Source organism: Pontibacter sp. HSC-14F20 (assembly GCF_019599265.1).
Classification (GTDB): domain Bacteria; phylum Bacteroidota; class Bacteroidia; order Cytophagales; family Hymenobacteraceae; genus Pontibacter.
Window position 1 is genome coordinate 24,425 of sequence record NZ_JAHZTC010000019.1, and the last position, 18,238, is coordinate 42,662.

Annotated in this window: 15 protein-coding genes; 11 read left to right on the forward strand and 4 right to left on the reverse strand. The window is 49.0% G+C overall.

The features are described 5' to 3' along the window. Nucleotides 1-107: 107 nt before the first annotated feature. From uvrC to K3G39_RS16670, 3 genes are read right to left on the reverse strand one after another with little or no spacing between them, the layout of a single operon-like run. Nucleotides 108-1,925: an excinuclease ABC subunit UvrC gene (gene uvrC, locus K3G39_RS16660; RefSeq protein WP_220627311.1), complete on the reverse strand. Its 1,818-nt coding sequence runs from the start codon at nucleotides 1,923-1,925 to the stop codon at nucleotides 108-110. Between the two features lie 12 nt (nucleotides 1,926-1,937). Next, nucleotides 1,938-4,244, reverse strand: coding sequence for a penicillin-binding protein 1A (locus K3G39_RS16665; RefSeq protein WP_220627312.1), 2,307 nt, complete (start codon nucleotides 4,242-4,244; stop codon nucleotides 1,938-1,940). 1 nt (nucleotide 4,245) lies between these two features. Beyond that, nucleotides 4,246-7,125 carry a tetratricopeptide repeat protein gene (locus K3G39_RS16670; protein ID WP_255594432.1) on the reverse strand — a complete coding sequence of 960 codons (2,880 nt, stop codon included), beginning with the start codon at nucleotides 7,123-7,125 and terminating at the stop codon, nucleotides 4,246-4,248. A 318-nt stretch (nucleotides 7,126-7,443) separates the two neighbouring features. Here K3G39_RS16670 and K3G39_RS16675 point away from each other — a divergent pair, with 318 nt between their 5' ends. From K3G39_RS16675 to K3G39_RS16725, 11 genes are all read left to right on the forward strand, one after another. After that, nucleotides 7,444-7,674 (forward strand): AtpZ/AtpI family protein, encoded by a 231-nt coding sequence (locus tag K3G39_RS16675; protein WP_220627314.1) that lies wholly within the window; start codon nucleotides 7,444-7,446, stop codon nucleotides 7,672-7,674. Between the two features lie 5 nt (nucleotides 7,675-7,679). Continuing rightward, on the forward strand, nucleotides 7,680-8,063 hold the full coding sequence (locus K3G39_RS16680) for a hypothetical protein (protein WP_220627315.1): 384 nt from the start codon (nucleotides 7,680-7,682) through the stop codon (nucleotides 8,061-8,063). A gap of 44 nt (nucleotides 8,064-8,107) precedes the next feature. Beyond that, nucleotides 8,108-9,142 carry a F0F1 ATP synthase subunit A gene (gene atpB / locus K3G39_RS16685; protein WP_220627316.1) on the forward strand — a complete coding sequence of 345 codons (1,035 nt, stop codon included), beginning with the start codon at nucleotides 8,108-8,110 and terminating at the stop codon, nucleotides 9,140-9,142. Nucleotides 9,143-9,180: 38 nt separating this feature from the next. After that, a complete protein-coding gene (gene atpE / locus K3G39_RS16690; protein WP_007653345.1) occupies nucleotides 9,181-9,444 on the forward strand; it encodes an ATP synthase F0 subunit C in 264 nt (87 codons plus the stop codon). A 132-nt stretch (nucleotides 9,445-9,576) separates the two neighbouring features. Further along, complete coding sequence (locus tag K3G39_RS16695; RefSeq protein WP_220627317.1) at nucleotides 9,577-10,071, forward strand: F0F1 ATP synthase subunit B; 495 nt, start codon at nucleotides 9,577-9,579, stop codon at nucleotides 10,069-10,071. A 54-nt stretch (nucleotides 10,072-10,125) separates the two neighbouring features. Continuing rightward, nucleotides 10,126-10,683, forward strand: a complete 558-nt coding sequence (gene atpH, locus K3G39_RS16700) for an ATP synthase F1 subunit delta (RefSeq protein ID WP_220627318.1) — start codon at nucleotides 10,126-10,128, stop codon at nucleotides 10,681-10,683. A gap of 2 nt (nucleotides 10,684-10,685) precedes the next feature. Beyond that, nucleotides 10,686-12,266, forward strand: coding sequence for a F0F1 ATP synthase subunit alpha (atpA, locus tag K3G39_RS16705; protein ID WP_220627319.1), 1,581 nt, complete (start codon nucleotides 10,686-10,688; stop codon nucleotides 12,264-12,266). Nucleotides 12,267-12,334: 68 nt separating this feature from the next. Beyond that, entirely contained in the window at nucleotides 12,335-13,222 is an 888-nt protein-coding gene (atpG, locus tag K3G39_RS16710) for an ATP synthase F1 subunit gamma (RefSeq protein WP_220627320.1), read from the forward strand. Nucleotides 13,223-13,391: 169 nt separating this feature from the next. Continuing rightward, nucleotides 13,392-15,107, forward strand: a complete 1,716-nt coding sequence (pafA, locus tag K3G39_RS16715; protein ID WP_255594433.1) for an alkaline phosphatase PafA — start codon at nucleotides 13,392-13,394, stop codon at nucleotides 15,105-15,107. A gap of 47 nt (nucleotides 15,108-15,154) precedes the next feature. After that, nucleotides 15,155-15,727: an inorganic diphosphatase gene (locus K3G39_RS16720; protein ID WP_220627321.1), complete on the forward strand. Its 573-nt coding sequence runs from the start codon at nucleotides 15,155-15,157 to the stop codon at nucleotides 15,725-15,727. Between the two features lie 114 nt (nucleotides 15,728-15,841). Further along, a complete protein-coding gene (locus K3G39_RS16725; protein ID WP_220627322.1) occupies nucleotides 15,842-16,726 on the forward strand; it encodes a UbiA family prenyltransferase in 885 nt (294 codons plus the stop codon). Here K3G39_RS16725 and K3G39_RS16730 read toward each other — a convergent pair. Continuing rightward, on the reverse strand, nucleotides 16,723-18,234 hold the full coding sequence (locus tag K3G39_RS16730; protein ID WP_220627323.1) for an NAD(P)H-hydrate dehydratase: 1,512 nt from the start codon (nucleotides 18,232-18,234) through the stop codon (nucleotides 16,723-16,725). The two genes, K3G39_RS16725 and K3G39_RS16730, sit on opposite strands and share 4 nt — an antisense overlap. Between the last annotated feature and the right edge of the window lie 4 nt (nucleotides 18,235-18,238).

Here is an 18,238-nt window from a genome sequence, read left to right on the forward strand (position 1 = left end):
ATCCAGGTAGTTAAGGAGGCAGATCAGGTGTAGCTCTTTGAATGACAGCTACAAACTAAGTTAGAGTAGGTATGCGAAGAACTGTGGTAACTTGAACATAAAGAGAATTAAGCAGTTCCTACGTCCCCATGGAAATGATCAAAAAGAATTTGAGCCTTTCGTTGACCCACTTCCATCGTTAATTCAGATAGCGTCAGTTCTTTCAACTTCTTCACGGACCGGAATTTCTGAAGCAGGGCATCGGCTGTGGTTGGTCCTATACCTTTCACATCCGTCAACTCAGTCTTCAAAGTGCCCGCGTCGCGGCGGGAACGGTGGAAGGTGATGGCAAAACGGTGCGCTTCGTTACGCAAGCGCTGTATCAATTTAAGAGACTCCGATTTCTTATCAATGTAAAGTGGCAGCTTATCCCCCGGGTAAAAAATCTCCTCCAGCCGTTTGGCTATGCCTACAATCGCAATTTTGCCCCACAGATTAAGGTCTTTCAGCGCCTGCACGGCAAAACTCAGCTGGCCTTTGCCACCATCAATAATGATCAGTTGTGGTAAGGGCTGGTTCTCCTCTATTAGTCTCTTATAACGACGCGTCACGACTTCATACATCGACTCAAAATCATTTGGGCCAACCACAGACTTAATGTGAAAATGGCGATAGTCTTTCTTGCTAGGCTTGCCGTTTTTGAAACAAACCATCGAGGCAACCGGATTGTCTCCCTGGAAATTTGAGTTGTCGAAGCATTCGATCTGGCGGGGAAGTTCTGTCAGCCGAAGGTCCTTTTTTAACGTTTCCAATACCCGTACTTCGCGTTGCTCGCTCAGACCTTTGTTCTGCTCCTGTCGCCCTTCCCGCTCTTTACGCAAGTACATGGCATTCTTTAAAGAAAGATTCAGGAGCTTGCGCTTATCACCAATCTGTGGCTGAATGATCGAAATGTTGTCGAGCGGAAGCGTTAGCTCTATATTGGTGATGATCTCACGGGAAGTACTCTCAAAATCATGACGCAACTGTACAATTACTGTGGCGAGCAGCTCTTCGTCGCTTTCATCCAGCTTTTTGTGCAACTCTAAAGATTGTGTCTGAATGATGGAGCCGTTCATAACTTTCAGGTAGTTCACAAAGGCGCACTTTTCATTCGAGGTAATCGAGAAAACATCAATATCAGAGAGGGTATTGCTGACGACAGTAGACTTGGCCTGGTAATCCTCTAAAAGGTCGAGTTTTTGTTTGTAACGATGTGCCTGCTCATACTGGTAATCAGCTGCCGCCTCGGCCATACGTTCTTTAAAGTAATTCTTAGCAATTGAAAGGTTCCCCGAAAGAATGCTCCTGATTTGAGTGATGTACTGGTTATAGGTCGTTTCGTCAATCAGATCCTCACAAGGGCCTTTGCAGTTGCCGATATGATATTCCAGGCATACCTTAAACTTACCAGCCGCAATGTTCTCTGGGGACAGGTTATAAGTGCAGGTACGCAAAGGGTATAAGGTCCGGATAAGATCCAATACGATGTGCATAGTGGTGCCACTCGGGTACGGACCAAAATAGCGGGAGCCATCATTAATCTTATTACGCGTGCTGATCACCCTCGGGAAGCGCTCATTTACAATACAGATGTACGGATACGTCTTTCCGTCTTTGAGCAGGATATTATACTTGGGCTGGTATTGCTTGATCAGGTTATTTTCCAGCAGAAAAGCATCGGCTTCCGTGTCCACAATGGTGAACTCGATATCCTTGATCTTAGAAATCAACTTGAGGGTCTTTTTATTATGCTGGGCAGAGCGATTGAAATAGGAACTGACACGTTTCCTGATATCGATCGCTTTGCCTACATAAATAATACCTTCATCATCAAAGAACTTATAAATGCCCGGTTTATGAGGTAAATGGGATATTTTCTCCCGCAACTTCTCGTTTGCAGCCATGCGTCATTTTCATTAGAAAGCATCTAAGTCGATCGGGGCAGGAACCTGGTAAAACTCATCCTGTTGCAGAGAGTCTACCGGAATGCCGTTGTTATACTTAGAACAATCTAATTCTACCGATAAAGGCGTAGAAGGTTTAGGGAAAGGATCTTTTGATCTTTCCAGTGATTTGTCAGCGTATACCTTCTGCAGGAAGTTACCATAAATAGGCATCGCCAGTTTGTTGCCTTGACCGAGCGCAATGGTACGGAAGTGAATGGAACGGTCGTCGCCGCCAACCCAGGCACCTGCCACCAGGTCCGGAGTTATACCCATGAACCAGGCATCTGAGTAGTTTTGAGTGGTACCCGTCTTACCTCCGATCTCGTTTTTGAGTCCGTTGCGGTGGCGGAGGCCATAGTAGGCGGTTCCTCCTGGCTCAGCAGCGGCTTTGAGCATATGCACCATCATATAGGCTGTTTCTTCGCTCAGAGCATCTACCGTCTTTGGCACAAACTCGTGCAGCACGTTGCCGTGTTTGTCTTCAATACGGGTAATAAAGTTCGGCTCTATCCAGGTACCACTGTTCACGAAAGTACCATAAGCACCTACCATGTCGAATAGTGTTACGTCGTTTACACCCAGTGCGAGGGATGGATTTGCTTCCAGTGGTGTAGTGATACCCATGCGCTTGGCCGTCTTAACCAGTGTTTCAGCTCCAAGCTTGTTCACCAAAAACGCAGAGATCGAGTTAATAGACTTTGCCATTGCATTGCGCAGCGTGAACTTTTCACCGGAGAATTTATTATCAGCATTGTTCGGGCACCACATGGTCCCGTCGCCTAAAGGTATACATACCTGCGTATCGAGTGTTTCGTAGCATGGGTAGTAACCATTTTCAATAGCTGCTGTGTACAGGAACGGTTTGAAAACAGAACCTGGCTGGCGAGCGCCCTGTTTCACGTGGTCGTACTTGAAATGTTTGTAATTGATGCCTCCCACCCAGGCTTTGATATGACCCGTTTGCGGCTCCATGGCCATAAAACCAGTTTGCAGGTAGTGCTTGTAATGCTTGAGCGAGTCAAGCGGGCTCATCTCTACTTCCTTCTCTCCGTCATAAGTAAAGATCGTCATCGGGACTTTCTTGTTCAGGTAGTAGTTGATCGAGTCCTGATTGCCGTCAAATTGTCTGTTCAGGTTGCGGTAGCGATCGGTACGCTTAATAGCGGTCTGCAGGTAATTCGGGATTTCCTTGCCCTGGCGGTCGATCCAGGGGTTACGGCCTTTCCAGTGCGAGAAGAATTCTTTCTGACGATCCTTCATGTGCTCTTCTACTGCCTGCTCGGCATAGCGCTGCATGCGTGAGTCGATGGTGGTATAGATTTTAAGTCCGTCAGCATACAGGTCATAGCCATTCTCGCGGCACCACTTCAGCAAAAACTTACTGGCTTCGGTACGGAAATAAGGAGCCAGGCCAATGTTCTGATTCTCAACGCGGTACTTTAATTCGATATCCGTGTCTTTCAAGTTTTCGTATTCAGCCTGCGACATGTAACCGTACTTCACCATCTGCGAGAGCACCACGTTGCGGCGATGCTTTGAGTTCTCGGGCTTGAATTTCGGGCTATAGTAGTTCGGGTTCTTAAACAAACCTACCAGCACAGCCGATTCCTGTACTTCCAGGTCGGGGACATCCTTGCCAAAAAATGTCTTCGACGCGGATTGCAGACCAAAGGCGTTGCTACCGAACTCAAAGATGTTCAGGTACATGGTCATTATCTCCTGCTTGGTATAAGATTGCTCCAGCTTCACGGCCATAATCCACTCTTTTGTTTTGTGAATCAGCGTACGGAAACCCGGCTTATCGTTGAGGTAGCCGTTGTTGAGTTCTTCGCCACGGGTACGGAACAGGTTTTTGGCCAACTGCTGGGTAATGGTACTGCCACCTCCTTTTGAGCTACCGATCATCAGGGAGCCGGCCACACGCGCCATTGCCTCGGGGTCTATACCTGAGTGTTCTTCAAAACGGATGTCCTCTGTTGCCATCAGGGCATGCACAAAGTTATCAGGCAGGTCGTTGAACTCGATCGGGGTACGGTTCTCGCGGAAATATTTCCCCAGTTCCTTGTTATCAGCTGAGTAAAGCACGGAAGAAAGGGCGCTTTTCGGGTTCTCGAGCGTACGCATGTTCGGCAGGTCCCCGAACAGGTTCAGGAAATTGACGCTGACCGCATAAATGTAAAGTATGAACACAGCCAAACCACTCAGGAAGAGCAGCCAGAGTGTGGAAATGATCTTAGGGAATACCGTTTTTGGTTTGGGGCGGGTGGTTGTTGCCATGTTAATTATTCGTTCTGAAGTAATTCAGATATTCTTCTACATCCTTCTTCTGAAGCAACTTCTGCCAGTTGTCGGATGATATTACAAAGGTAATGAATTCTACGCCTCGAATTTTGCCAATCGGGGATTGCGGCGCTTTTTGTTTTATGTTATAAGCCTGAGCTTCTTTCATGTTAGGAAAAGCTCGCAGCAGCAGTATTCCTCTGTTGCCATCAAATGACTGCTGCTCTACAGCGAGCTTTTGATTGCGGAAATACGTGTTGTTATACTTCTCATACTTTGCCCCAATTTCCTTGAAAGCAGCATGTTCCGTAGGGTATAGCATCACAAAATAGTAAGCCGAATCAGGAGCACTGGTATAAGCCAGCGTATCAGTAGCAGGAGGCTGAACCTCTGTGACCTGAGCGCTTGATGTGTCCTGTGCTATACCTGTTGTATCCAAAGTTATGCCAATCTGGGCTGCGCTTGTTGTATCCTGAAGTATAGTGGTCGAATCAGGTATAGGATTCAGGTTAAGTGGGCGCGGCTGTTGCAAGGTTGTATTTCGGGCTCGGGCAGAGGCCAGGGCAATGTTGTTGCTAACCCGTTGCTCCGGCGTACGTTCGTCCAGTTTCTGTGCCGTGGGCGGCGCAGGTGCTTCCTGACGGAGCTGTTGTTTGCTCTCGAGGTCCTGGTAGCGCTTGAGCAACTCGTCGGCGCGAGGAGCAAGCGGACTGGAAGGATGCTGCTGCTTAAAGGCCAGTAGTTGCTGCTGAAGCAAATCCGATCTTTCAGAACGGGCAGTGATCATCACATGCAGGAAAGCCACTTTATCAGGTATATCGTTGAGCGGGTATACCTGGCTCAGTTCTGTGAGGATAGTGGTCGCCTGCTGATATTCTCCCAGTTCGTATTGTGCAAAAGCTGAGTCATAGAGTGTGTGCGCTTTAATATTGTCAAGTGCATTTTGACTCATGTAGTTCGGGTCGTCTACCAACTTGGCATAGATCGTATTCGGGAATTGCTGTTTGATCCTGGTGTAATATGTGTCTTTCTGCTCGCTGCCTGCCCGGCTGTAGATCAGGTATAGACTATAATGTGTCTCGGCGGCATGTTCGGACTGCGGGAATCGCTGCAGGAACTTCTCGTAAGTAGCAGTCGCATCTTCCGGTGAGTTGAGTTTTTGCGCATAGATGTTGCCCAACCGGAACATAGCATCCTCGAGCAACTTCTCGGACTGCTGCAAGGCGAGTGTCGTAGTCGGAATGTTTTGCAGGTATGTTTCAACCTGGGCCTGTAATCGGGCAGAGCGGGTTTCTTCGGTTTCAGCTGCTGTAGTGTCGGTGGGAGCTTCCATCGCTACCACTTCCTCCTGACTGCCCACGGTCTCGCCACGGCTCAGGAGTCGCCAGTTGTCCTGCAGTGGACGGTCGCCCCAGCGCCTCACGAATTCGGAGCGGGCTGTTGCCATGGCCGCCGGGTTATCAAAGTAGAATACGCCTCCTGTATTGTTGCCTCCTGCTGCAGCAGCATCCGGGTTATTACGACCGCCAACGGTTACGGCTGCCTGTTGCTCCTGAGAACGGCGGGCCTTGCGCTGCTTTTCCTGCTCCAGTTGTTTGGCCTGCTCCTGCAAGCGTGCTTCCTCTTCCTGCTGCACTATGTTTTGCACAAAGGCCAGGCGCTCACCTTCGCTCATAGCAGCCAGCTGTTGCAGACTGTCCTGTAGTTGAATCGTGTTGTATTGCTTCGTGAAATCAGCCAGAACATTGCGACGTTCGAGCACCTGCTCATACTCCAGAGCCTGCTGCGGGTATACCTGCACGGCGCTGTCGTAGTAGGCCTGCGCCAGGTCATACTTATTCAGGTTCTCGAAATAGATCTCACCGGCCAACAGATAGGTATAGGCTTTCTGGTTAGGTATAGCCCCCGGCGTTTTCAGCGAGGCTTCAATGTCCTGCAAGGCTTTGTCGTAGTGTTGCTGGCGGCGCTCGAATACGGCCATTTCATAATAGATCTTGTCACGGTATTCGGCGTTTTTCTCGTCACGCAGCATTTTCTGGTAGTAGCCCGCAATGCGGTTCAGGTCCTGCGCATCGTCCAGTTCCGATACCTGGCCAAGGTATAGCCGGCTGAAAAATCCCAGGTCGTAAGGCGGATTGCGGCGCAGGATGCGGCTGTATTGTTGGTAGGCTTCTTTGCGCTGGCCGCGGTCCTGGTAGAGGCGGGCCAATGAGAAACGTACGCGCGACTGGTTATCCCGTTTCGTAAAGTTTGGCAGCGAGAGGTCCAGGTTTTCGATCACAGCCGCCGTATCGCCCTGCATGAGGTGGTATTCGGCTCGGGCCAGGTATAGCTCGCGGGCATTGTCGCGGTTCAGACGCTCTTTTCGCAAAAACTCCGATACCTGCCAAGCGTTGTCTGTCTCCCCCAGTTTCAGGAAAGAGCGCATCAGCCACACCAGCGCCTCGTGTTTCACGTGGCGGTCTTTGCCTGTGGAGTTTACATAGCGGAACGTCTGGGCAGCCTCTGGGAAATTGAGTTCATAAAAGCGCACCTTGCCGATAACCAGGTAGCTATCGTCTATCCATTTACTGTTAGGGTGGTACTGAATCGGGAAAGAGGCCTTTTTAATGACATCCTCCAGATCGGCGGTGTGTGCTTTATAAGTAGCTGAGTCGATGGGGAGAAAGATGGGCAGGGGCCGGTTGTAATCATACACGGTCTGGTCCTGTATGCTCTTTTCGATGGCATCCAGCTTCTCTTTCGCTAAAAAGTAGCCATTGTAGCGGGCAGTGGTGTTATGATACGCTTTGCTGAGCGGATTATTGCGCTCAGCAGAACAGCCCGCCAGCATGAGGCAGGTCAGCACGAAGAGAATGTATGGTGAGTTTTTTCTCAATGTATCAATAGTGTGCAGCACATAAATGGGTAATCCTGCGCCTACTTCACTATAACGGCCCGGCTATACCTGAAAGTATCCCGGGCTGAGACAGCGCGCAAGCTGTAAGCCATCTACAAAAATACAATAATATGCCAATTATGTAAGGGGCTGTGGATAAAGCCTGAAGCTTGCTATTGAACTATCGAAAATAAGAAATGGTTTCAGGCCTCAGAAGGCTTTTGAAGCACTTTAAAAAGCGATCGAAATAAAACCTATTTGCAGAGAAGCCCGTGAAAAAAGCGTAATTTTGTAAATCCTTGAAAAACAAGCCAGCGCATGTCACAGCCAGATGAACAAAAGCCAAAAAGGGAAGACTCATTTAAAGGCTACCTGAAGTACTCAGGGCTGGCTTTCCAGATGATCGGGGCGATGGTGCTGGCTGCCTGGGCCGGCTCGGCGCTGGACGAGCGCATGGGAAACGAGAATCCCTGGATGACAATTGTATTGCTTGTAGTAGCCGTGGTGGCCTCTATGGTGTTGGTAATAGTATCATTAAATAAAAAGTAACCGCATTGAAATTCTTTAAAAACCTCCTCATTTTCACGGGTGTCGTGAGCATCGGCATCGGTTTGCTTTCCTTTTATACAGGCACTGCGCTGCTGCACCCGCTTATCTGGTACATTTTAAGTTTTATGGTGGTGGTGACGGCGCTGGCTTTTTATGTGTCGCGGCTGGGCGTGGGCTACGACCCGGATAACTTTCAGTTGTATTACTTTGGCTCCATGGGCTTCAGGATGATCCTTAGTATAGCCGTTATTTTTATTTACGTTTTCATGTACGCCGAAAATGAATTACAATTCGTTTTCAACTTCTTCGCGTTATATTTTCTATTTACCGGGTTTGAAATCTACAGCTTAATAACTAACTTCGCACCGCAATTGAAAAAGCAAGGCTAGAAATAGCTTTTGTGGATTTTAACTTTGCTTTTAAATCTCTCTTAATGAAGAAGTTATTTATTTTACTGTTTTCCTTCCTGACGATCTCTGCCCAGGTAGAGGCTGCAGCGGAAGGCGGCGAGTTTAAGCCAGGCGATATGATCACCCATCACATCGCAGATGATTATACCTGGCATTTTGCCGATGGTGTAACGCTATACCTTCCTGTTATCCTGATCGATAACGGTACTCCAAAGGTGTTTTCATCCAGTAACTTCTATGACGAAAATCACGCGGTGGTGCCTTACGATGGCTACATGCTGAGCCACGGTCACATTTACCGTGCAGATGCCAGTGGCCAGCAGGCTGCTGATCAGTCTTCACTTCTGGACTTCTCTATCACCAAGAACGTTGCCTCTCTTTTCATTAGTGTGGCTCTGTTATTAGTGGTGTTCTTTACGATTGCCGGTAGCTACGCAAAGGGTAAAGGCAGAGCTCCTAAAGGTATACAGTCTTTCTTTGAGCCGATTATTATTTTTATTCGTGACGAAATAGCTAAGGCGAACATTGGTCCTAAGTATGAGCGCTATATGCCATACCTGCTGACTATTTTCTTCTTTATCTGGTTTAACAACCTGCTTGGTCTGATGCCGGGTGGCGCCAACCTGACAGGCAATATCGCGGTAACGCTGGTGCTGGCTACCATGACCCTGTTGATCACGGTGTTCAGTGGCAATAAGAGCTACTGGTCGCACATATTTGCTACACCTGGTGTGCCTACCTGGCTTGCTCCGATCATGATTCCGGTGGAGTTGATCGGTATTCTGACAAAGCCGTTCTCGTTGATGGTTCGTCTTTTTGCTAACATCACGGCAGGTCACATTATCATCTTGTCGCTGTTCAGCCTCATCTTTATCTTCGAGAGCATATTTGTTGCACCACTAAGTGTGGCCTTCGCAATCTTCATGTTCTTCTTAGAATTGTTCGTGGCACTGCTGCAGGCCTATATCTTTACGTTGCTTTCGGCGATGTATTTTGGTGGAGCGGTAGAAGAGCACGATCATGTAGGTGATCACGGTCACGGAGATGGCGCACATTAATCTGTTTTTTATTTTTTTAACTATATATAACTATAATTATGTTAGCAATTTTGCTTCAAGCAGTAGCAGCTACAACCGACTTCGGTTTGGCTATCATGGGTGCCGGTATCGGTGCTGGTCTGGTTGCCCTTGGCGCTGGTTTGGGTATCGGTAGAATCGGTGGCTCTGCCATGGAGTCTATCGCGCGTCAGCCAGAAGCTGGTGGTAAAATCCAGACTGCTATGATTATCGCGGCTGCCCTTATCGAAGGTGTTGCACTTTTCGGTGTGGTAGTTTGCTTGCTAATCTCTTTCAAAGGCTAATATCCTTTGTATTTGGTCTCTCGTCCGGACGTATGGTCCGGACGGAGAGGTCAAAATAGTTAAATAGTTAAAAGCAATGCCGGTTGATAGCCGGTGAACTGATTAAAACCTAATTATTCAAATTCATACACAATGGAATTAGTAACCCCAGGTATAGGTTTAATTTTCTGGCAGACGGTGACTTTCATCATCGTGCTGTTCCTGCTTTCCAAGTTCGCCTGGAAGCCTATCATGAATGCGCTAAACGAGCGTGAGACTTCTATTGAAAATGCACTGAGCGCTGCTGAGAAAGCAAAGCTGGAGATGCAGGGTCTGAAGGCTGAGAACGAGAAACTGCTGGCCGAAGCCCGTATGGAGCGTGACAAAATCCTGAAAGAAGCTTCAGATGCAGGTAACGCCCTGGTAGAGACAGCAAGACAGAAAGCAAACGAAGAAGGTGCCCGCATGATCGCTCAGGCGCGTGAGTCCATCGAAAATGAGAAGCGCGCTGCTATTACGGAAGTGAAAAACATGGCTGCCGTACTTTCAGTGGACATTGCTGAGCGCATTCTGCGCAAAGAGCTGAGTAACCCACAGGCACAGCAAGAGCTAGCCAAGGATTACATCAACGAAGTAACGCTTAACTAATCGTATCAACATAGCCAGGCTGCTCAAATAGCAAAGAGGCCATAATAAAGCAATATGTCAGAAATTAGAATTGCTTCGAGATACGCAAAGTCGCTGATTGAACTGGCGCAGGAAAGAGGTGTACTGGAGCAAGTGAAGGAGGACATGGATTTGTTCGCCAAAGTGCTTGACCAGAACAGAGAACTGAAGCTCCTGATGCGTAATCCAGTAGTGAAGTCAGACAAGAAATTGGCCGTAATCAATGCGGTGTTCAAAGGCAAAGTAAACGACCTTACCCTGGCTTTCTTTAAGATCGTGGCCCAAAAAGGCCGTGAGTCGGTGCTTGTGTTTATTGCTCCAGAGTTTACGAAGCAGTACAATGTGTACAAAGGCATCACAACAGCCAGCGTAACCACTGCAGTGCCGCTTACAGAAGAACTTCGCAACGAGCTTGGCCAGCGTCTGGTAGCCCAGACTGGTCAGCGCGTAGAATTAGAAGAAAAGATTGATACAACCCTGATCGGTGGCTTTGTACTCCGTGTGGGCGATCAGCAGATTGACAGCTCTGTGAAGTATAACCTGAACAAGCTGAGAAATAAATTTAAAGACAACCCCTATATCAATAAATTATAATCATGGCAGAAGTAAGACCTGACGAAGTATCAGCCATACTAAGAGAGCAGCTATCTGGCTTCCGTTCTGAGGCAGAATTGGAAGAAGTAGGTACAGTGCTGCAAGTGGGTGACGGTGTCGCTCGTATCTATGGCCTTTCCAAAGCACAGTCTGGTGAGCTATTAGAGTTTGAGAACGGACTTCAGGCGCTTGTTCTGAACCTGGAAGAAGACAACGTAGGTGCCGTAATGCTTGGCGACTACAGCGAAATCAAAGAAGGCGCCACTGTAAGAAGAACGAACCGTATTGCCTCTGTAAAAGTAGGTGATGGCATCATCGGCCGTGTGGTAAACACACTGGGTCAGCCAATCGACGGTAGAGGTCCTGTTGCAGGTGAACTGTATGACATGCCATTGGAGCGTAAAGCACCAGGTGTGGTATTCCGTCAGCCGGTGAACGAACCAATGCAGACTGGTATCAAGGCGATTGACTCCATGATTCCGATCGGCCGTGGCCAGCGTGAGCTGATCATCGGTGACCGTCAGACAGGTAAGTCTGCCGTTGCGATTGACACTATCCTGAACCAGCGCGAGTTCTTCGAAAAAGGACAGCCAGTGTTCTGTATATATGTAGCCGTAGGTCAGAAAGCATCTACAGTAGCACAGGTTGTGAAATCACTGACTGAAGGTGGCGCGATGGATTACACAGTAGTAGTTTCGGCTTCTGCTTCTGATCCGGCTCCAATGCAGTTCTTTGCTCCATTTACAGGTGCTGCTATCGGTGAGTTCTTCCGTGATACCGGCCGTCCTGCACTGGTTGTTTATGACGACCTTTCCAAGCAGGCAGTTGCCTATCGTGAAGTGTCTCTGCTGCTGCGTCGTCCTCCAGGGCGTGAAGCTTATCCTGGTGACGTATTCTACCTGCACTCTCGCTTATTGGAGCGTGCCGCTAAGGTAAACGCTTCTGACGAGATCGCACGTAACATGAACGACTTGCCAGAATCTATCAAGCACCTCGTGAAAGGTGGCGGTTCTTTGACTGCCCTTCCAATCATCGAGACGCAGGCTGGTGACGTTTCTGCTTATATCCCAACGAACGTAATATCGATTACAGACGGTCAGATCTTCCTGGAGACAAACCTTTTCAACTCAGGTATCCGTCCTGCGATCAACGTAGGTATCTCTGTATCGCGTGTGGGTGGTAACGCTCAGATCAAGGCGATGAAGAAAGTATCTGGCACGTTGAAGCTGGATCAGGCGCAGTTCCGTGAACTGGAAGCGTTTGCGAAATTCGGTTCTGACCTGGATGCTGCGACTAAGCTGACAATTGAGCGTGGTCGTCGTAACCTCGAGATCCTGAAGCAGCCACAATTCTCTCCGGTATCGGTTTCTGAGCAGGTAGCTATTATCTACTGCGCTACAAACGGTCTGTTGGACAATGTGCCTGTTGGCGAAGTTAGAACTTTCGAGAAAGACTTCCTGCGCACCATGCGTGCACAGCACCAGGACACCCTGAACGCTCTGTTGGCTGGTAAGCTGGACGACGAGACGACAGGTGTTATCAAGCAGGTAGCCAGAGAGCTTTCTGCCCGTTACAAAAAGTAATATTTAGTTATGAGTTAGAGACTGCTGATAAAGGCGGTCTCTAACTTTATGCTCATAACATATAGAATATGGCAAGTTTAAAAGAGGTTAGAGGCCGCATTACATCTGTATCGTCTACGCAGCAGATTACCAAAGCTATGAAAATGGTGGCGGCTGCTAAGTTGAGACGTGCCCAGGACAACATTCTGCGTATGCGCCCATATGCGCAACGTCTGAGTGGCATCCTGGCTAATCTGTCTCAGCTGGCAGAAGGTTCTGTGTCGAACAAATACTCTGAAAAGCGCGAAGCGAACAGAGTGCTTGTGATCGTGGTAACGTCTGACCGTGGTCTGGCAGGTGCTTTTAACTCAAACATCATTAAAGCAGCCAATGTACTGGCGCAAGGTAAATACCGCAGCCAGCAAGAGGCCGGTAACCTTACCTTCCTGACAATTGGCCGTAAAGGTGCTGAAGCTTTGAGCAAGCGTGGTTATAAAGTGATCGGTGACTATACCGGCACTTTCGCCAACCTTTCTTTTGACACAGTTCGCACAGCAGCCGAGCGCGCCATGGATGGTTTCGTAGCCCGTGAGTTTGATCAGGTGGATATCATCTACAACGAGTTCAAAAACGTGGCAACGCAGATCGTGCGAAACGAGCAGTTTCTGCCAATTGAGGATAAGCCAGTAGAGGAAACTGCCAACAGCATGGTGTCTGACTATACCTTTGAACCATCAAAAGAGCAGATCATTGAGGAGCTTATACCTAAGTCACTTAAGATTCAGGTATACAAAGCGGTGCTGGAGTCTAACGCTTCAGAGCACGGTGCCCGAATGACTGCCATGGACAAAGCGACAGAAAACGCAGGCGAGTTGCTGAAAGAGCTGAAGCTTACTTACAACAGGACGCGTCAGGCGGCCATCACGAAGGAGATTCTCGAGATCGTGGGTGGTGCAGAGGCGCTTGCTGCAAAATAGAAGTAACTACCAAATATAGAAGCAACGCCCATCACACCAGGTGGGCGTTCTTTTTTTGGGGATATAATACAGTGTGTTATATTTTTGTTAAAACATCGAATACAGGAATGCATGCCAGCCGATTAGTTGGTAAGTGTTCCTTATATTTGAGAAACTCAACAACAAACACATGAAGTTAAGCGGTTTAAGATCCGGTATTCAGACTTTGATAGTAGCAGTGCTCCTGGTTGCTGCGCAAGCTTGTACTACAGCTAATACAGCCAATAGCCCAAGCGTAGTAACTAAAGAGCAGCCAAGCCAATCAGTAACAGGCGTAGAAGGCCGGCCGAAGCTGGTGGTAGGCATCGTGGTAGACCAGATGCGTTACGATTTTCTGTACCGCTACTGGGATAAGTATAGCGAAGGCGGATTTAAACGACTCGTAAAACAAGGCTTCAACTTCAAAAATAACCAATACAGTTACGTACCGACCTATACAGGTCCGGGCCACGCTTCGGTTTATACAGGCAGTGTACCTGCCCTGAATGGTATCATCGGAAACTCGTGGTACGAAAGAGCCACAGGTAAATCCATGTACTGTGTGGAGGATAAGACTGTGAAAACGGTAGGCAGCACTTCGGACGCTGGTTTGATGTCGCCGCGAAACCTGCTGACAACCACGATCACTGACGAACTGCGCCTTTCCAACAACATGCAGTCCAAAGTGGTAGGTATAGCGCTGAAAGACAGAGGGGCGATTTTGCCAGCCGGCCATGTTGCCAACGGAGCCTATTGGTTTGATTCCCCATCCGGAAACTGGATTACGAGCACGTTTTATGCGAACGCACTGCCGAGTTGGGTACAGGAATTCAACAACCAAAAACATCCGGATAAAATGCTGGGTGAGGTATGGAACACACTTTTACCAATAGAACAGTATACCGAAAGTACAGCAGACGACATGCCGTGGGAGCGTGCTCTGCCAGGCGAAGAAAGTCCGGTATTCCCGCACAACATCCCTGCCCTCCGTGGCAAAGACTATGAATTGATCCGCTCTGTACCTGCCGGCAATACACTCACCACAGAGTTTGCCAAAGCAGCCCTGCGCGGCGAGAATCTGGGCAAAGGCAGTCACACTGATTTTCTGGCACTGAGCTACTCTACACCTGACTATGTCGGGCACTCATTTGGACCAAACTCTATTGAAGTGCAGGATATCTACCTGCGCCTGGACCGTGAGATTGAAGAACTGATTAACTTGCTGGAGAAGGAAATTGGCAAAGACAACATCCTGATCTTCCTGACAGCAGACCATGGCGCGGCGCACGTACCGACTTATATGGAATCGCTTAAGATACCGGCAGGTATAGCTACCTCTGGCATTATGCGCGACTCACTAGAGCAGCACCTCAACAAGACGTTTGGCAAAGGCCGCTGGGTGGAGCGCTATACAAACCAACAGGTATACCTGGACCACAAAACGATTGAAGGCAAAAAGCTGAAGCAAATTGATGTGCAGGAAGCAGCTGCTAACTATGTGATGCGTTTTGAAGGTGTAGCAAGAGCCGTATCAGCTGATGCAATACAGCGTGTGGGCTGGTCTGGTGGCCTAATGTCTCGTGTGGAGAGTGGCTACAATGCGCAGCGCTCCGGCGATGTGATTGTGGTGCTGCAGCCCGGCTGGTTTGAAGGCTACGGTAGCGGACCGCAAAAAGGCACGACACACGGCTCGTACAGCAACTACGACACGCACGTGCCATTGGTATGGTATGGCTGGAAAGTGAAGCCGGGCGAAAGCTCCGCTGAAACCGCAGTAGCCGACATTGCCCCAACCATTGCGTCGTGGCTTTATATACAGGAGCCAAATGGCAGCGTGGGACGCCCCTTGCAAGAATTAATGAAGTAACAATACCTGTCGGGACGAAATAAACGGCAGCTTTTAAGAAAGATTATATGATGGAGAATTTAGAAAAGAATAACCCGTGGCACAGCGTGAGCTACGGTGAAGAGGCCCCGGCAGTCGTTACTGCTATTATTGAAATTCCAAAAGGTTCGAAAGCAAAGTACGAGTTGGATAAAGAAAGCGGTATGCTCAAACTCGACCGTGTACTTTTCTCTTCGGTGAACTACCCTGCCAATTATGGCTTTATACCTAAAACTTACTGCGACGATAAAGATCCGCTTGATATACTGGTAATCTGTTCGCTGGACGTGGTGCCTATGTGCCTGATCGATGCGAAAGTGATCGGTGTAATGCGCATGATCGACAACAACGAAGAAGACGACAAAATTATAGCCGTAGCGAACAACGATATGTCGGTACGTCACATCAACGATATCTCTGAATTGCCTCCGCATACTTTGCTGGAGATGCGTCGCTTCTTTGAAGACTATAAGAAACTGGAACACAAAGAAGTAATCGTAGAGCAGTTCCTGGGTCGTGAGCAGGCTTACGAGATCATCAAGGAGAGCATCAGACTATACGACACTACCTTTATTGAGACAGAGTCGAAAAGCACGATCTAAAACTTTACTTTTCCTGTAAAGCCTGATATGGGGTAAAACCTGTGTCAGGCTTTTTTTATTTAGAGTCGGTCAGGGTTTGAAAGCCGTACCTGAATTGCGAACTTGCGGAGGAGGATGTTAGAAAGAGAACACAGCGACATAAAACGCCAACAACCGCTGGCTAATTGGCTGAGAGCAGGTATAGAATCCTTGCTCTACAGCAGCGTGTTCATTTCACTCTGCGCTTTCGGACTAACAGTAGAAACATACTTACTGACAGGCAACAGAGTATCGCTGCCCATGGCGGGCTTTGTGTTTCTGGCGACCCTCTTTACCTACAACACCAGCAGTTTGCAGCGCACGTGGCGCGGCTGGCGTGCCGGCGAGACCGGACAGCCGTGGAACATCCGCCATCAGCGGAAGCTGGCTGTACTGGCTTTGGTAAGCCTGGTGGGGGCTGTTATCCTGTTCTTTCTGTTTAAGCTTCAGATTAACTTGTGGTTTGTGTTGGTGCTGGCGCTCATCTCAGTAGGGTATACTGTACCGCTTGCGCGCAAGCGTTTCAAACCTTTCCGGAGTGTGCCTTTGCTGAAGGTTTTTCTGATCGCGCTGGTCTGGTCTGCCGTAACGGTGCTGTTTCCCTTGATTGATGCAGCAGTGCAGCTGGACAGCCCGGTAATGCTGCTCTGGCTGCGGCGATTCCTGTTCATTCTGGCGCTGGCCCTGCTGTTCGACATCCGCGACTATACCTACGACCGCCGTACCCGTACCCTCACCTTCCCCGGGCTGCTAGGAGAAAACTATACCCGGTTACTATCCCTTGGGCTTTTGCTGCTATACCTGTTGCTGGCGCTGCTGACGGAAGAAGGAGCTATTCTCATAAGTTTGATGAGCGCTGCCCTTGTGGCTGGCCTGATCGTGTGGAATGCCTCAGAAGAGAAGCCTCGGATTTATTATGCGCTGCTGGCCGATGGTGCCATGCTGGTACATTTTGCTTTCGTATACCTGGCTGTTAGCTAAGTGTGACTCAACTTTTGAAAAGCCTGTGGCAGATGCTGAATCACATCCGAGGCGATCAGGGCAATTTCTCCTACCGTATCTTTGCCCAGATCTCCGGCCAGTCCGTGCAGGTATACGCCCAGCAGACAGGCCTCTTTTAAGGTATAGCCCTGCGCTACCAGGGCAGTTAGGATGCCAGTCAGCACATCGCCGGTTCCACCTGTAGCCATACCTGCATTACCGGTCGTGTTGAAGTAGATGTCTCCTTCGGGTGTGGCGATGGCTGAGTGACTTCCTTTGAGCACCATGTAGCATTGGTATACCCGGCAGAACTCCCGAAGCTCCTCTAACCGCTCGTATTCGTTATTGCTTTTGCAGACCAGTCGTTCAAACTCTTTGGGGTGTGGCGTGAAGATAACTTTTCCTTTAGGAAGCTGTGCCTTGAGTTTGTTGCTGCTGGCGATCAGGTTGATGGCGTCGGCATCGATGACGAGAGGCAGATCCGTGGTGGCCAGTAGCTGACCCAAAAGCGTTTTGGTCATTCTTTCTGTACCGATGCCCGGTCCAATACCGATGGCGTTAAACTTCTCCATGGACTCTGGCAGCCTGGACAAATGCTTGCGGTTGCTATCAGGTATAAGCATGGCTTCGGGCACGGCCGTTTGCAGTACATCATAGCCAATGGCAGGCGCCTGTACAGTAAGCAGGCCTACACCACTACGCAGACAAGCCTTGGCCGCAAGCACTGCCGCTCCTATTTTGCCGTAGCCTCCGCAAAGCAGCAGCGCGTGCCCATAAGTGCCCTTATGAGAGAATTTGCTGCGCGGCTTTAGCAGTTGCTGCATCTCTTTCTGCACCACATAATGGAAGTTCGAATCCGCCTCTGTCAGGTATGCGGGACTCAGACCGATAGAGACACTGTGCCATTCTCCTACGTAAGCTTCATGCTGGGGCAGAAAAAAAGCAAGTTTAGGAAGCTCGAAGCTTACCGTATGATCCGCCTGAATAATCGCTCCTTCGGCAGGTGTTTGCTTATCGGTGTACAAACCCGAAGGAATGTCAATAGCGACGATATAGTTATTTTGTTCATTTAGCCACTTGATCACCTCGGCATAGAGCCCTATGACGGGTCTGGAAAGGCCGGTGCCGAACAGGGTATCAATTATGCAGGCATTGTCAGGTATAACAGGCAGGTCATCTTTACTTTTGATGTGGTGGGGAGGTACCTCGTGCGGCAATCGCTCCAGGTTGATCTGAAAATCCGGGGACGTTTGGCCTCCGTCGTTAACCAGGTATAGCTGCACATCGTAGAGGCGCTGGTGTAGCAGGCGGGCTACTACCAGGCCATCGCCGCCATTGTTGCCGGGACCGCAGAAGATACAGACAGGTTGCTCCGGCGTGAACTTGTTTTCAAACCACCCTGTAAAGGCCCGTGCCGCCCTTTCCATCAATTCTTCTGAAGCAATGCCTTTCTCGCTGATGGTCTGTGCATCAGCTTCACGGGTTTGTTGAGCGGATAGGATTTTCATACGT

What these genes read in the sequence shown, in the direction of transcription:
- atpE (WP_007653345.1), top strand. Translation starts at nt 9,181, where the DNA reads ATGTTAGCAATTTTGCTTCAAGCAGTAGCAGCTACAACCGACTTCGGT.
- uvrC (WP_220627311.1), bottom strand. Translation starts at nt 1,925, where the DNA reads ATGGCTGCAAACGAGAAGTTGCGGGAGAAAATATCCCATTTACCTCAT.
- K3G39_RS16725 (WP_220627322.1), top strand. Translation starts at nt 15,842, where the DNA reads ATGTTAGAAAGAGAACACAGCGACATAAAACGCCAACAACCGCTGGCT.
- atpB (WP_220627316.1), top strand. Translation starts at nt 8,108, where the DNA reads ATGAAGAAGTTATTTATTTTACTGTTTTCCTTCCTGACGATCTCTGCC.
- K3G39_RS16665 (WP_220627312.1), bottom strand. Translation starts at nt 4,244, where the DNA reads ATGGCAACAACCACCCGCCCCAAACCAAAAACGGTATTCCCTAAGATC.
- atpG (WP_220627320.1), top strand. Translation starts at nt 12,335, where the DNA reads ATGGCAAGTTTAAAAGAGGTTAGAGGCCGCATTACATCTGTATCGTCT.
- pafA (WP_255594433.1), top strand. Translation starts at nt 13,392, where the DNA reads ATGAAGTTAAGCGGTTTAAGATCCGGTATTCAGACTTTGATAGTAGCA.
- atpH (WP_220627318.1), top strand. Translation starts at nt 10,126, where the DNA reads ATGTCAGAAATTAGAATTGCTTCGAGATACGCAAAGTCGCTGATTGAA.
- K3G39_RS16720 (WP_220627321.1), top strand. Translation starts at nt 15,155, where the DNA reads ATGATGGAGAATTTAGAAAAGAATAACCCGTGGCACAGCGTGAGCTAC.
- K3G39_RS16730 (WP_220627323.1), bottom strand. Translation starts at nt 18,234, where the DNA reads ATGAAAATCCTATCCGCTCAACAAACCCGTGAAGCTGATGCACAGACC.
- atpA (WP_220627319.1), top strand. Translation starts at nt 10,686, where the DNA reads ATGGCAGAAGTAAGACCTGACGAAGTATCAGCCATACTAAGAGAGCAG.
- K3G39_RS16675 (WP_220627314.1), top strand. Translation starts at nt 7,444, where the DNA reads ATGTCACAGCCAGATGAACAAAAGCCAAAAAGGGAAGACTCATTTAAA.
- K3G39_RS16695 (WP_220627317.1), top strand. Translation starts at nt 9,577, where the DNA reads ATGGAATTAGTAACCCCAGGTATAGGTTTAATTTTCTGGCAGACGGTG.